General features: G+C 62.8%; 14 protein-coding genes. All 14 read right to left on the bottom strand.

Translation table 11 applies throughout. The features are described 5' to 3' along the window. Window positions 1-7 precede the first annotated feature (7 nt). The gene (locus V6B08_RS11335) at window positions 8-724 is read right to left on the bottom strand and encodes a ribonuclease activity regulator RraA (protein ID WP_341980718.1); all 717 of its coding nucleotides are present in this window, start codon (window positions 722-724) and stop codon (window positions 8-10) included. A gap of 209 nt (window positions 725-933) precedes the next feature. Next, entirely contained in the window at window positions 934-2,019 is a 1,086-nt protein-coding gene (gene recA, locus V6B08_RS11330) for a recombinase RecA (RefSeq protein ID WP_341980716.1), read from the bottom strand. Between the two features lie 222 nt (window positions 2,020-2,241). Continuing rightward, a complete protein-coding gene (locus V6B08_RS11325) occupies window positions 2,242-4,623 on the bottom strand; it encodes a hybrid sensor histidine kinase/response regulator (RefSeq protein ID WP_341980714.1) in 2,382 nt (793 codons plus the stop codon). A gap of 128 nt (window positions 4,624-4,751) precedes the next feature. Continuing rightward, window positions 4,752-5,297, bottom strand: a complete 546-nt coding sequence (locus V6B08_RS11320) for a lipocalin family protein (protein WP_341980712.1) — start codon at window positions 5,295-5,297, stop codon at window positions 4,752-4,754. A 68-nt stretch (window positions 5,298-5,365) separates the two neighbouring features. Continuing rightward, on the bottom strand, window positions 5,366-5,671 hold the full coding sequence (locus V6B08_RS11315) for a hypothetical protein (protein ID WP_341980710.1): 306 nt from the start codon (window positions 5,669-5,671) through the stop codon (window positions 5,366-5,368). A gap of 4 nt (window positions 5,672-5,675) precedes the next feature. After that, window positions 5,676-6,668, bottom strand: coding sequence for a TerC family protein (locus V6B08_RS11310; protein WP_341980708.1), 993 nt, complete (start codon window positions 6,666-6,668; stop codon window positions 5,676-5,678). A 222-nt stretch (window positions 6,669-6,890) separates the two neighbouring features. Beyond that, a complete protein-coding gene (locus V6B08_RS11305; protein WP_341980706.1) occupies window positions 6,891-7,568 on the bottom strand; it encodes a flagellar hook assembly protein FlgD in 678 nt (225 codons plus the stop codon). 30 nt (window positions 7,569-7,598) lie between these two features. After that, window positions 7,599-8,933 carry a flagellar hook protein FlgE gene (locus tag V6B08_RS11300; protein WP_341980704.1) on the bottom strand — a complete coding sequence of 445 codons (1,335 nt, stop codon included), beginning with the start codon at window positions 8,931-8,933 and terminating at the stop codon, window positions 7,599-7,601. A 498-nt stretch (window positions 8,934-9,431) separates the two neighbouring features. Then, window positions 9,432-10,499, bottom strand: a complete 1,068-nt coding sequence (gene flhB, locus V6B08_RS11295) for a flagellar biosynthesis protein FlhB (RefSeq protein ID WP_341980702.1) — start codon at window positions 10,497-10,499, stop codon at window positions 9,432-9,434. 12 nt (window positions 10,500-10,511) lie between these two features. Next, window positions 10,512-11,285 carry a flagellar biosynthetic protein FliR gene (gene fliR, locus V6B08_RS11290; RefSeq protein ID WP_341980700.1) on the bottom strand — a complete coding sequence of 258 codons (774 nt, stop codon included), beginning with the start codon at window positions 11,283-11,285 and terminating at the stop codon, window positions 10,512-10,514. 12 nt (window positions 11,286-11,297) lie between these two features. Further along, complete coding sequence (gene fliQ, locus V6B08_RS11285) at window positions 11,298-11,564, bottom strand: flagellar biosynthesis protein FliQ (RefSeq protein ID WP_341980698.1); 267 nt, start codon at window positions 11,562-11,564, stop codon at window positions 11,298-11,300. A gap of 62 nt (window positions 11,565-11,626) precedes the next feature. Further along, entirely contained in the window at window positions 11,627-11,932 is a 306-nt protein-coding gene (gene fliE, locus V6B08_RS11280; RefSeq protein WP_341980696.1) for a flagellar hook-basal body complex protein FliE, read from the bottom strand. Between the two features lie 18 nt (window positions 11,933-11,950). Next, window positions 11,951-12,361 carry a flagellar basal body rod protein FlgC gene (gene flgC, locus V6B08_RS11275; protein WP_341980694.1) on the bottom strand — a complete coding sequence of 137 codons (411 nt, stop codon included), beginning with the start codon at window positions 12,359-12,361 and terminating at the stop codon, window positions 11,951-11,953. Between the two features lie 16 nt (window positions 12,362-12,377). Further along, window positions 12,378-12,818, bottom strand: a complete 441-nt coding sequence (flgB, locus tag V6B08_RS11270) for a flagellar basal body rod protein FlgB (RefSeq protein ID WP_341980692.1) — start codon at window positions 12,816-12,818, stop codon at window positions 12,378-12,380. Between the last annotated feature and the right edge of the window lie 46 nt (window positions 12,819-12,864).

Genomic DNA, 12,864 nt, shown 5'->3' with positions numbered 1-12,864 from the left:
GGTCGGCTCACTTCTTCTTCGAGGCTTCGTAGCGCGCCTTGGTGGCTTCATTCGGCGGATAGAGACCGGGCAGCGGCACGCCGGCATCGATCTCGCCCATGATCCAGGCTTCCTGGCGCTCCTGCTCGACGGCCAGCGGCAGCACGGCATCAAGCAGAGCCTGCGGGATCAGCACGGCGCCATCGTCATCCACCACGATGATGTCGTTCGGGAACACGGCGACACCGCCGCAGGCAATCGGCTCCTGCCAGTCGACGAAGGTGAGGCCGGCCACCGAGGGCGGCGCGGCATAACCATCGCACCAGACCGGCAGGCCGGTGCCGAGCACGCCGGCGACATCGCGCACCACGCCATCCGTCACCAGGGCGGCAACGCCGCGCTTCTGCATGCGGGCGCAAAGGATATCGCCGAAAATGCCGGCGTCTTTCACGCCCATGGCATCGACCACGGCGATGCAGCCCGCTGGCATCGCCTCGATGGCGCCGCGGGTGGATTTCGGCGAGGCCCAGGATTCCGGCGTCGCCAGATCCTCGCGCGCCGGCACAAAGCGCAGCGTGAAGGCACGGCCGACAATGCGCGGCTGGCCGGGCTTCAACGGCTTGGCGCCGCGCAGCCAGACATTGCGCAGGCCCTTCTTCAACAGCACAGTGGTGAGCGTGGCTGTGGTGATGCCCTTCAGGGTCTCGATCACCTGGGGATCGAGCGGCTGCGCTTCAACGGACATGGGCGTTTTTCCTCCGGCTGAATATTGCTGCTCACTATAGCAACCGGCCCGGCCTTTGGAACCGCGCCACAGCTTTGCCCGGGGCGAAAGTCTTGCGCGGGGCCAAAAAAAACCCCGGCGCCGAGTTCCGGCGCCGGGGGTCCCATGGAGGAGAAAAATCGTGGGGGAAGCCGTGGATTACCGGCTGCCCACGCTGGGAAAACTAGAAACTATTCCTCGTCGTCATCCTCGCCCGGCCCGGCATCGATGGCAGCGGCCACCACGCCGGCATTGGCGCGGATCGCGGCCTCGATCTTGGCGGCGACTTCGGGATTCTCTTTCAGGAAGTTCTTCGCCTGCTCACGGCCCTGGCCGATGCGCTGGCTGTCATAGGAGAACCAGGCGCCCGACTTCTCGACCACATTGGCCTTGACGCCGAGGTCGACCAGTTCGCCGGTCTTGGAAATGCCTTCGCCATACATGATGTCGAACTCGACCACCTTGAACGGCGGCGCCACCTTGTTCTTCACCACCTTGACGCGGGTCTGGTTGCCGACCACGTCGTCCTTGTTCTTGATCGCGCCGATGCGGCGGATATCGAGGCGCACGGAAGCATAGAATTTCAGCGCATGGCCGCCGGTGGTGGTTTCCGGGTTGCCGAACATGACGCCGATCTTCATGCGGATCTGATTGATGAAGATCACCATGCAGTTCGACTTGGAAATCGACGCGGTGAGCTTGCGCAGAGCCTGGCTCATCAGGCGGGCCTGCAGTCCGGGCAGAGAATCGCCCATCTCGCCTTCCAGTTCGGCCTTCGGCACCAGGGCGGCGACCGAGTCGACCACCAGCACCTCGATGGCGCCGGAGCGCACCAGGGTATCGGCGATCTCAAGCGCCTGTTCGCCGGTATCGGGCTGCGAGATCAGCAGGTCGCCGATATTCACACCCAGCTTGCGGGCATAGGCCGGATCGAGGGCATGTTCGGCGTCGACGAAGGCGCAGGTGCCGCCACGCTTCTGGGCTTCCGCCACCACATGCAGGGCGACGGTGGTCTTGCCCGAGGATTCCGGGCCGTAGATTTCGATGATACGGCCCTTGGGCAGGCCGCCGATGCCGAGCGCGATATCCAGGCCGAGCGAACCGGTGGAGATTTCCTCCACTTCCATGCTCTGGCGCTGACCGAGGCGCATGATCGAGCCCTTGCCGAAGGAACGCTCGATCTGGCTGAGCGCGGCTTCGAGAGCTTTACCCTTATCCATGTTGTCCTTGTCCACTAAACGGAGGCTGGCGGAAGTAGCGGCGGCAGTGGCTGCCATTGGTGGACCCCATCCTTTCACGGCCCCCGCGGAATTGCAACGAGGCTCGGTTAACCCCGTATATGTTCTAATTTTGTATGCGTTGTCCAGCGAAATCTATAACTCGCTGGTTTCCCTCATTTTTTTGCTTTGTTCCGGGAACATACCCGGCTCTGTTCTGGCCCGTTCCGGTTTCCGGGCACGCCTTAGCGATTCCCACGGAACAGCCACGCGCCGGGGCTGTCAGCCCATCACGTCCTTCAACTTACCGGCGAGCTGGCTGAGGGAGAACGGCTTGGGCAGGAACGACACGTTATCGGCATTGGCGAGGCTGCGGCGCAGCGCATCCTCGGCATAGCCGGAGATGAACAGGATCTTCAAATCCGGGCGGCGCTGGCGCATGTGTTCGGCCAAGGTCGGCCCATCCATGTTCGGCATCACCACATCGGTCACCAGCACCTCGACACGATCGAGCTGTTCCGCCGGCAGGCTCAATGCCTGCTCGCCGGAATTGGCCTCGATCACGGTGTAACCCTTGTTGCGCAAAGCCCGGGTGGCGAAGGCGCGCACCGCATCCTCATCCTCCACCAGCAGCACCAGGCCCTGGCCGGTGAGATCGGGCGCGGCGACCGCGCGGCCATCGTCGCGGGTGGCGGAGCGTTCGGTGGCGCTCGGCTCATGGCGCGGCAGGAAGATGCGGAAGGTGGCGCCCTGCCCGACTTCGCTTTCCACCTGGATGAAGCCGCCGGTCTGCTTGATGATGCCGTAGACGGTGGAGAGGCCAAGCCCGGTGCCGGCGCCCACCGCCTTGGTGGTGAAGAAGGGATCGAAAATCTTCGCCAGATTCTCCGGCGCGATGCCGTGGCCGCTGTCGCTGACCTCGATCAGCACATAATCGCCGGGCGGCATCATTTCGCCGCCGAGCGTCAGCGTCGGCTGCTGCGGCCGCCAATAGGCAGTGCGGATGCGCAATTCGCCGCCACTTCCCGCACTGCCGCCGGCACCATGCAGCATGGCGTCGCGCGCATTCACCGCCAGGTTGATGATCACCTGTTCAAGCTGGCCCTGGTCGACGCGCACCAGGCCGAGATCGCGGCCATGCACCAGGCGAAGCTGGATGGTCTCGCCAATCAGGCGACCGATCAGGTTGCGCAGGTCGGCCAACACATCGGTGACATCCAGCACCTTCGGCATCAAAGTCTGCTGGCGCGAGAAGGCGAGCAGCTGGCGCACCAGATTGGCGGCGCGGTTGGCATTCTGCTTCACCTGCATGATATCGGCGAAGCTCTGGTCGCCGGGCTGGTGGCGCTGCAGCAGCAGGTCGCAGAAGCCGATCATGGCGGTGAGCAGGTTGTTGAAGTCATGCGCAATGCCGCCGGCGAGCTGGCCCACCGCCTGCATCTTCTGGCTCTGATTGAATTGCTGTTGCAGGTTGCGCTGGTGCGTGGTGTCGACCAGGTAGACAAGCTGCGTCGCCTGACTGTCGGCGCCGGCATCGAGCGAGGCGGCAAACAATTCCGCAATGCGCGGCCGCGCCGGGTCCTGGCCCGGGAAACGCACCTCCAGCGGCCGCGTCACCGCCTCGTTGCGCCGCACCGCCATGAGATGGCGGTTCAGTTCGGCACCATCCTCCTCACGCACCACGGCGGCAAGGCGCTGGCCCGGCCAGTCATGACGGCCACAGAGCACGCCGAAAGCCGCATTGCCCTCGATGATGCTGCCCGCCGCATCCAGCACCAGGATGCCGATGGGGGCCTGATCGAAGAAGCGGCGGAACTCGGCTTCCACCGGGCGCAAAGTGCCGCGCACGCGCAATTCGCGGCTCAGGTCATGCACCACGGCGGAATAGCGCAGGACATGGCCATCGGCGCCCGGCACCGCCGACTGGCTGACGCCGACCAGACGCAGCGGCTCGGCGGCCGAGCCATGCGCCGTGCCGGGCGGGCTGAGCTTGGCCTCGCCGCCCTCCCAATCCGGCGTGATGGCGCGGCCCGTGCCTTGCGCAGTACCGGACTCATCGGCTGGCAGCAGCACATCGTTGAGTTTCAGCGCGCCGCCGGTCAGTGCATCGGGGCTCAAGCCCAGCCAGGCCGAGAAGGTCCGGTTGGCGAACAGGAAATGCCCGTCCGGCGCGATGGAATAGAGTCCCACCGGCGCGTTGTCCAGAAAACCGGCCAGCGCATCGCGCTGCACCGCCATGTCCATCAGCGCGTGATGCTCATGGGTGATATCGGCGAAATCCCAGATCAGCTCGGCGGCTTCATCGGGCCGCACCATGACGCTGACCGCGAGCCACAGTTCAGCACCATCGGCGCGGCTGAACATCACCTGATCGGTGACGGCACCCGAGGCCGGCACGCGGCGGCTGAGGCGTTCCAGTGCCAATTGCGCCTGGGGGCTGAGTTCCAGCGGCGAGACCCGCTCGGGCTGGCCGCAGCTTTGCGCCAGACGGCCATAGATGGCATTGGCACAGACCACCACCAGGGCTTTCGACTGGCCCGGCAAGGCGGCGGCGCGGGTGATGACGCGGGCATGCGGCGCGGCATCGGCAACGATCTGCGCCAAAGCCGCGCGGTCCGGAGCGGCAGCGCCGCCCAGCAGCCCGGACAACCATGATTGCGCCATAACCGGTACTCCGCCTTGTCGCGGAATACCGGTTATGGACGCGGGCATGTTTGCGCCATAACCGACTCCGCTGAGTCTTGCGTCATCGGTTATGGGCGTTGCCGTGCTGGGGCGTCAAGCCGGCTGTTTCACCGGGCCGGGGCGCTGGCAGGCGCGCAGGGCGGTGTGGATTGATCCACCAGGATCAGCGCCGCGGTTTCGAAACCCAGGCCGCGCGCCTGTTCGATCAGTTGCGCCTGGATTTTCGCGTCCAGTTCAGGCCGCCGGGCCAGAATCCATAGATAGTCCCGCGACGGGCCGGAAACCATGGCCCAGGCATAATCCTGGCGGTCGAGGGCAATGACATGATAGCCGCCGGAGAACGGCCAGAAAAAGGTCACGCTGAGGCTGGCAACCGAAGGTGCCCCGAGAAACCGGGCCTTGCCCTCGGCCTGCTTCCACCTGCAGGCGCCGCGCTCCAGCCCGCGATTGATGACTCGCAGGCTGCCATCGGCATTGGCCTCATACTGCGCGGTGACATTCGACAGGCCGCGCTCGAAGCGGTGATCCAGGCGGGCGATTTCGTACCATTGCCCGAGATAGCGCCGGCTATCGAAATCCGATAGCGGTGTCACGCCATCCGGCGGCGCGGTGCAGCCGAGCAGCAGCAGAACGATGGGGGCAAGCAGCAGCAAGCGCCATTGTGTCCTTCTCGATCCTGCCGCGCGCGACCACACCATTATTATCCACCCTCAGATTCGGATCAGCGCGATGCCGTGCGCTCGATCAGCCCAGCCGCATCAATCAGATTGGCGCATTGCGGCAGCATCTCGGCAACCAGTTGCCGTGGCTGTGTCATATCCAGCCAGTAACGCACCAGAGAGTCAAAGGCCGCGCCGGGTTCTCTTAGCATATCCTGCGCCAGTGCAGGGATACCGGCCGCGATGCATGTTTTGGCTTCCGTGATGATCGGTGCAACGGTTCGGGCCGAGGCGAGTTCACCGAAAATCTCCGCCTGCAGCGGCCCCAGCAGGATGGCGTTGATGACCCAGGTAAACAGCGCTTCCATGGCATTATATCCTTTCTTCGCTGACGCCGGCTGTCGCCCGCGTCTTGTACAAGCTCCAGACCACACCGGAAATCAGCAGCGTGAAGGTGACACCGAGCGAAACCACGGCGGGAACTTTCTCGATCCCGAGCAGGTCCGCACCGATGATCTTGCCGCCGATGAAGATGAGCACCGCCGCCAGCGCATATTTCAGGTAGTGGAAGCGATGGATCATCGCCGCCAGGGCAAAATACAGCGCGCGCAAGCCCAGGATGGCGAAGATATTCGAGGTGTAGACAATGAACGGATCGGTGGTGATGGCGAAAATCGCCGGCACCGAGTCAACCGCGAAGATGACATCCGCCAATTCGATCAGCACCAGCGCCATGAACAGCGGCGTCATGTAGCGCACATTGGCACCGGCCGCATTCGGCTGCATGACAAAGAATTTCTCGCCATGCAGTTCGTCGGTGACCCGGAAACGCCGGCGCATGAAGCGGAGGATCGGGTTGCTGCCGACATCATATTCCTTGTCGGCAAAGGCCAGCATCTTGATGCCGGTGGCGATCAGGAATACCGCGAAAACATGCAGCACCCAGGAAAACTGGCTGACCACCGCCGCACCGGCGCCGATCATCACCGCGCGCAGCACGATAACGCCCAGAATGCCCCAGAACAGCACACGATGCTGGTATTTTGCCGGAATTCCGAGGTATGCGAAGATCATCGCCATGACGAAGACGTTGTCCATCGCCAACGCCTTCTCCACAGCGAAACCGGTGACATAGTTCATGCCGGCAGTGGCGCCAAGCTGCCACCAGATCCAGGTGCCGAACAGCATGCCGAGACTGAGATACACGCCCGACATGACCAGGCTTTCACGCACACCGATTTCGCGCGTCTCGCGGTGCAGGATGCCGAGGTCAAAGACCAGCAGCGCGACCACAATGCCAAGGAAAACGAACCACATCCACAGGGGTTTGCCGAGCCAGTCGGCATACAGGAATTCGAACGCCACGGATCTCTCCATGTCAGCCGGAAAACGATGTCAGAAGCAGGTCCGACATCGCGAGTAAGCCGGCTACGCTCGCCAGAGGGGCCCGGACCAAGGGTTCAGAGCGCAAGTGGGAAGCCTTGCTGGGAACGTCAAGAGGTGCCGTCGCATTTATCGGCCTGCCGCCCGGGAGAGCGGCAAACCGGCCCGTACACCGCTTGAAGCCCCTGCCCTTATTGCCAGAGTTCAGGCATCGCTGGGCTGGCGCGACAGCACCACGTCATCCGGGTCGATGCCGAGCTTGCCGATCACCAGATAGGCCTTGCCGTCCATGGTCTCGACCGCATCGACCACGCCGCGCACCAGCACGTCGGTTTCGAGCTTCTCGCCCTTGGCATCCTTGGCCGTCACCTCGATCTTGTAGGCACCGCCATCGGGCTTCTGCACGCCCTCGGTGGTCTTGCCGTCCCAGGTGAAATCATGCCGGCCGAAGGAAGTGTCGCCGGTGCCGGTGTAGACCACCTTGCCATCCGCGTCATAGACCTTGATCTCGACGGTGACGGCGCCCTTGGGCACGCCATAGGAGAACTTGGCCTCGCCATCCTCCAGGTAATTGACGTTGCCCATCGCCTGCACTTCCTTGCCGATATAGGCCAGGGCATCGCTGGACTTGCTGCCATCCAGCGCAGCAAGAATCTGGTCGAGCTTGCCGGTCTGCTGGATCTGCTGCTCGATCTGCGAGAACTGCACCAGTTGCTCGGTGAAGTCCTTCGGGTCCATCGGGTTGGTCGGGTCCTGGTTCTTGAGCTGCGTGGTCAGCAGCTTGAGGAAGGTCTGCATATCCGCCGTGAGCTTGTTCGAGGCGGCATTCTGCGTCGTGTTCTGGTTCGCGGTGCTGTTACCGACGGTGGAGATCATGGTCATGGTGTCGTTCCTTTTGGCTTAGCCGGTATCTCAACGGCTGATATTGAGGGTTTCCTGCAGCAATTCGTCCGCCACCGTGACCAGCCGGGCATTGGCCGAATAGGCCCGCTGCGCCACGATCATCTTGGCGAACTCTTCCGCGATATCGACGTTGGATTGCTCGATGGCCGAGGCGACGATGTCGCCGACGCCGCTGCCGCCGGCCTGGCCGAGCACGGCAGTGCCCGATTGCGGCGTGGCGACGAAGGCATTGCCATCGACGCGGTCGAGTTCGGTGGGGTCGCGGAATTTCGCCAACGGCACCTGGTAGAAGGTTTTCACATTGCCGTTGTCGAAGGTGACCGAGACCATGCCGTTGGCATCGATCGCCAGGCTCTTGTAATTGCCCTGCGGCACGCCGTTCTGCTGCAAATCGTTGAGCTGCAGCGTGGTGCCGCCGAACTGCGTGGTGCCGTTGGTGGAACCGAACGAGCCGAGATCGAAACGCACCGCCTGCGGCCCGGAGCCAAAATCGAGATCCAGGCTGAAGGAGGCATCGTCGCCAAGCGCAGTGCCGACCGTGCCGGTAAGGCCGCCGCCGGTGCCAAGGCCTGAGATGGTGCCGGCAGGTGCTGCCGTGCCGTTGACATCGCCGCCGAAGCTCACCGTGGCCGGGCCGAAGCTCGATGGCGTGCTGCCCGGCGCGTCGATGGTCAATTCCCATTCGCTCGCTGCCGTGCGGGTCCAGGTCAGGTTCAGCGTGCGGGCATTGCCGAGCGCGTCATAGACCTGGAAGGAAGAAACCGGCAGCGTCGCCGGGAGGTTGCCATCCGCGTCCAGCGCATTGGCCGGCAGCGTGGCGGAATACTCGATCTGGCTGGTCTGCACCGGCTGGTCGAGCAGATCGGAGACGCGGATCTCGCGCGTCTGCGAGGTATCCACCGCCCCCGTCACCGGGTCCACCGCCCAGCCCTGCAGATAGTAACCCGACGAGTTGACGAGATAGCCCTTGGTGTTCTGGGTGAAATCACCGACCCGCGTGTAATACGCGGTCTGCTCGAACACCGGCTGGCCATCGGCGCCGATGCCGACCTGCTTCGACACCGGGATGAAGCCATCGCCCGAGACGGCGAATGACGTGCCCGAGGCGACCTGCTGGATCGGGCCTTGCGCATTGTTGGCGAAGAACGGGCGGTTCTGCACGCCGCCCGGCGAATGGCTGTTGGCCTGGGCGCTCGACTGCGTGATCAGCGTGGAGAAACGCGACTCCACCTTCTTGTAGCCAGGCGTCGAGGCATTGGCGACGTTGTCGGATATGAAGCCGATGGCGGCGGCCTGGCCGTTCAGGCCGGCCAAGGCCGCCTGCATCGCGGCACTGATGGACATGCTGTCTCCTTTTCCTTGCTGAGGGTCGCGCGGCGGAACCGCACCCACCGGAGAGCAAGGCGCATGCCAAAATAGGAAAAAATACTTAAGTCATTCAATCTTAAGAATTATTACCGCAGGGTTAACCGGGGTTAACCTCAAGCTGTGGATAACACCCCGGCAGATTGTGCCTCCAGCGGCAAAAACTGCATAGTTTACGGCTATTTACCATAGTTCCAGCGAATCGCGGGGTGTGTCGCCTGTCAAGTCCTGACGCAACGTCAGGACGCAAAGAATTAACCGCCCGGGGGATGCCGGCGGAGCAAATGAGAACATTTTGTGAAATAAGCGGCGGTGGGACAGGAGTGACGAGTTACCCGTTTAACTTCCGCGATCATATTTTTATAGCGTCGTCACCGCCGGGCTCGACCCGGCGGTCTCATAGTCTGCTTGCACAAGATGCCCGGATCAAGTCCGGGCATGACGACGGAGGATGGTTGGGCTTGAACCCAGCAGCCCCTAATTCAGCTTGTCCTTCAGCTTCATCACGTAGCTGATGACATCGGCCACCGCCTTGTAATGCTCCACCGGGATCGGGTCGTCGATCTCGACCAGGAACAGCGCGCGGGCCAGCGGCACATTCTCGACAATCGGCACTTCATGCTCGGTGGCGAGTTCGCGGATGCGCTTGGCGATCAGGTCGGCGCCCTTGGCCACCACGATGGGCGCGTCCATCTTGCCGATCTCGTATTTCAGCGCCACGGCATAGTGGGTCGGGTTGGTGACCACCACGCTGGCTTCCGGCACCGCCGCCATCATGCGCTGGCGCACGCGCTGCATGCGCAACTGGCGCAGCCGCGCCTTGATATGCGGGTCGCCTTCGCTTTCCTTGTATTCGTCCTTCAACTCCTGCTTGGTCATGCGGAGCTGTTTCATGTGGTTGTAGCGCTGGTAGAGATAGTCGGCCACGGCCACCAGGAACACGATGATCAGCATGGCGCCGAGCAGCTTGAACACGATGCGCATGGTATGCGGCAGCATCAGGCTGATATCCAGCGCCACCAGGGTTTCCAGCGAATCCAGTTCCGGCAGGATCAGGTAGACCAGCAGCACGCCGATCACCGTGATCTTGATGATGTTCTTGACGAACTCCACCAGGGTCGCCACCGAGGCGATGCGCTTGAGGCCGGTCAGCGGGTTGAGCTTGTTGATATCCGGCATCAGCTTGTCGGGACTGAAATGCAGCGGATTCTGGATCAGGCTGCCGGCCAGGCCGAACACCGCGAACAGGCCGAGGATCGGCAGCAGCACCGCGCTGATGTCGATCATCATGTCCATGGCGAGGCGCGTGATATGCGCCGGGTCCATCGGAATTTTATGCGGCGCCTGGAAGAATACCGTTGTGCTGCCGGTGAAGCGGCGCACCAGGGCGTCGCCCAGCATGTACATGCCGATCATCGCGGCCATGAAGGTGAACCAGTGCCCGATTTCCTGCGACCGCGCGATGTTGCCTTTCTCTTCGGCATCGCGCAGCCGCTTCTCAGATGGGTCTTCGGTTTTGGATTCGGGATCGGCATCTTCCGACATGCGGCGGCCTCCCTATCGCGGCGCGGCCGGCGCCAGGAACTGGGCGACGGTCTGCTCGAAATACGTGGTGTAGGCGATGCCGATGGCGGTGAGCGTGAAGCCGAACAGCACGAAGGACAGGGCGATCTGCGGCGCCTGCATGATGAAGAAAATCTGCAGGGTCGGCATCAGGCGGTTGAGCAGCCCGAGCGCAACGTTGAACACCACGCCATAGACGATGAAGGGCGCCGCCATGCGCATGCCGAGCGAGAAGGCATCGCTGAGGAGTTGCACGGTGACTTGCGCGAAATCGCCAAAAGCCGGCACGCGCAGCGGCGGAAACAGGGTGTAGCTGTCATACACCGCCTGCAACAGCACCAGGTGCATGTCGGTGGCGAACAGCAAGGCAGTGCCCATGAAGATCAGTGCGCCGCTGAGGATGGCGTTCTGGCCGCCCATGTTGGGATCGAAGAAGGTGGCGGCCGAAAGGCCGGCCTGCATGGCGATCACCGTGCCGGCGACATGCATGGCGGTGAGCAGCATGCGGGTGACCAGGCCGATGGCGAGGCCGAAGCCGATTTCGGTGAGCAGCAGGAAGGCCAGGTTCATCGGCTGTGCCGGCAAGGTCGGCAGGCTCGGCCCCAGGATCGGCACCAGCAGGCCAGACATCAGCAAGGCCAGGCTGAGGCGGACGCGCGGCGGGATCGAGGCTTCGCCGATGCCCGGCAGCGACATCATGGCACTGCCGATCCGGCACAGGATCAGCATGAAGATGAAGACGTTGCCGGCGACGATCTGCTGCAGCATCCGGGGCCGCCGCTAATTCAATCCGGCGATGCGCTGCGCCAATTGCTCCATGAAGGCCACCATGGTGCCGATCATGAACGGCATGGAAATGATCAGGGTGCCGAAAATCGCCAGGATCTTGGGCACGAAGGTGAGCGTGGGTTCCTGCAACTGGGTCAGCGCCTGAAACAGCGCAATCGCCAAGCCGATGATCAGCGAGACAGCCATCGCCGGCCCGGAGACCTTGATCAGGACCCAGATGGCATCGCGCATCACATCGGTTACTTCTACTGCGGTCATCGATTCGCTCGTTTTCCGCAGTGTATACCTGATTCGCGCGATGCGACCCAACAAATGGGCCATCAAATGGGCATGCGCATGATTTCCTGGTAGGCGTTGATCACCTTGTCGCGCACCGCGATGGCGGTATCGAGCGCCAGTTCCGCGTTGGTCACGGCGGTGACGATCTCGGTGACATCGGCCTTGCCGTTCACCGCCTGGGTGGACAGGGTTTCGGCCTTCTGCTGGGCTTCCACGGTGGAATTCAGCGCCTGGCGCACCATATCGCCGAAACCACTGTCGCCCACCGGATTAGCGCCGCCGCCCTGGTTGGCGCGGCCTACGATGGCAAGCCCGTCGGCAAGCCCGCCGATACGTATGTCAGCCATGCTTTGCCCCTATCCGGATCAGTTGCGCAGCAGGTCGATGGTGCGGTTGACCATCGACTTGGCGCCTTCGATGACGTTCAGATTGGCTTCGTAGGACCGCTGCGCTTCGCGCATATCGGCCATTTCGATCACCGGGCGCACATTCGGCAGCTTCACATAGCCATCGGCATTGGCGGCCGGATGGCCCGGATCGTATTTCAGCTCGAAATCCGAGCGGTCGCGGGTCGGCGGCTTGGTCTTGACCATGGTAACGCCGGTGGCGCGGTCGAGTTCGTTCTTGAAGCTTACCACCTTGCGGCGATACGGGTCGGAACCCGGGGTCTTGCCCAGCGAGTCCGAATTGGCGAGGTTTTCCGCGATGACCTTGAGGCGGTCGCTCTGGGCCTTCATGCCCGAGGCGGAAATCTTCATCGCATCCTTGAGTTCCATCGCCCGCTCCTATTGCTTATTGCTGACGCGGCCCGAGGGCCTTGCGCAGCAGACCGACCTGCTTGCGATACAGGTTGGTCATCAGATTATGTTCGCCCTGGTTTTCCGCCAGCATCATGGTCTGCTGTTCCAGGTTCACCGCATTGCCGTTCGGCGCCACTTCGAAATCGCCCTTGGCGCGTTCCACCTTCCAGCTACCGTTGCTGCTGCCCGCCGAAGTGCGGCTGATATGGCCGGGCTGGGTGGCGGCGATGGCAACGCGCTGGCTCGGCCCCTTCACCAGATCGGTGAACGTGGCCTTCTGCAGGTCCTTGGGCTTGTAGTTCGGCGTATCCGCATTGGCGATATTCTCGGCCAGCACGCGCTGCCGTTCGCCGGTATACTCCATCCGGCGGGCAATCGCTTTCATGATGTTGATGCGGTTCAGGTCCATGGCGGCGAGGATGCCCGGAATCATTGAATCATTTATTAACGAATTGCCGGGATATATTAATAAATGAAAC

Source organism: Ferrovibrio sp. MS7 (assembly GCF_038404985.1).
In the GTDB taxonomy this organism is placed as follows: Bacteria; Pseudomonadota; Alphaproteobacteria; order Ferrovibrionales; family Ferrovibrionaceae; genus Ferrovibrio; species Ferrovibrio plantarum.
The sequence above is the reverse complement of the archived record's forward strand: the minus strand, read 5'-3'. Positions and strand labels throughout refer to the sequence as shown.

What these genes read in the sequence shown, in the direction of transcription:
- flgB (WP_341980692.1), bottom strand. Translation starts at nt 12,818, where the DNA reads ATGATTCCGGGCATCCTCGCCGCCATGGACCTGAACCGCATCAACATC.
- fliE (WP_341980696.1), bottom strand. Translation starts at nt 11,932, where the DNA reads ATGGCTGACATACGTATCGGCGGGCTTGCCGACGGGCTTGCCATCGTA.
- V6B08_RS11300 (WP_341980704.1), bottom strand. Translation starts at nt 8,933, where the DNA reads ATGTCCATCAGTGCCGCGATGCAGGCGGCCTTGGCCGGCCTGAACGGC.
- recA (WP_341980716.1), bottom strand. Translation starts at nt 2,019, where the DNA reads ATGGCAGCCACTGCCGCCGCTACTTCCGCCAGCCTCCGTTTAGTGGAC.
- V6B08_RS11305 (WP_341980706.1), bottom strand. Translation starts at nt 7,568, where the DNA reads ATGACCATGATCTCCACCGTCGGTAACAGCACCGCGAACCAGAACACG.
- V6B08_RS11335 (WP_341980718.1), bottom strand. Translation starts at nt 724, where the DNA reads ATGTCCGTTGAAGCGCAGCCGCTCGATCCCCAGGTGATCGAGACCCTG.
- flgC (WP_341980694.1), bottom strand. Translation starts at nt 12,361, where the DNA reads ATGGAACTCAAGGATGCGATGAAGATTTCCGCCTCGGGCATGAAGGCC.
- flhB (WP_341980702.1), bottom strand. Translation starts at nt 10,499, where the DNA reads ATGTCGGAAGATGCCGATCCCGAATCCAAAACCGAAGACCCATCTGAG.
- fliQ (WP_341980698.1), bottom strand. Translation starts at nt 11,564, where the DNA reads ATGACCGCAGTAGAAGTAACCGATGTGATGCGCGATGCCATCTGGGTC.
- V6B08_RS11315 (WP_341980710.1), bottom strand. Translation starts at nt 5,671, where the DNA reads ATGGAAGCGCTGTTTACCTGGGTCATCAACGCCATCCTGCTGGGGCCG.
- fliR (WP_341980700.1), bottom strand. Translation starts at nt 11,285, where the DNA reads ATGCTGCAGCAGATCGTCGCCGGCAACGTCTTCATCTTCATGCTGATC.
- V6B08_RS11325 (WP_341980714.1), bottom strand. Translation starts at nt 4,623, where the DNA reads ATGGCGCAATCATGGTTGTCCGGGCTGCTGGGCGGCGCTGCCGCTCCG.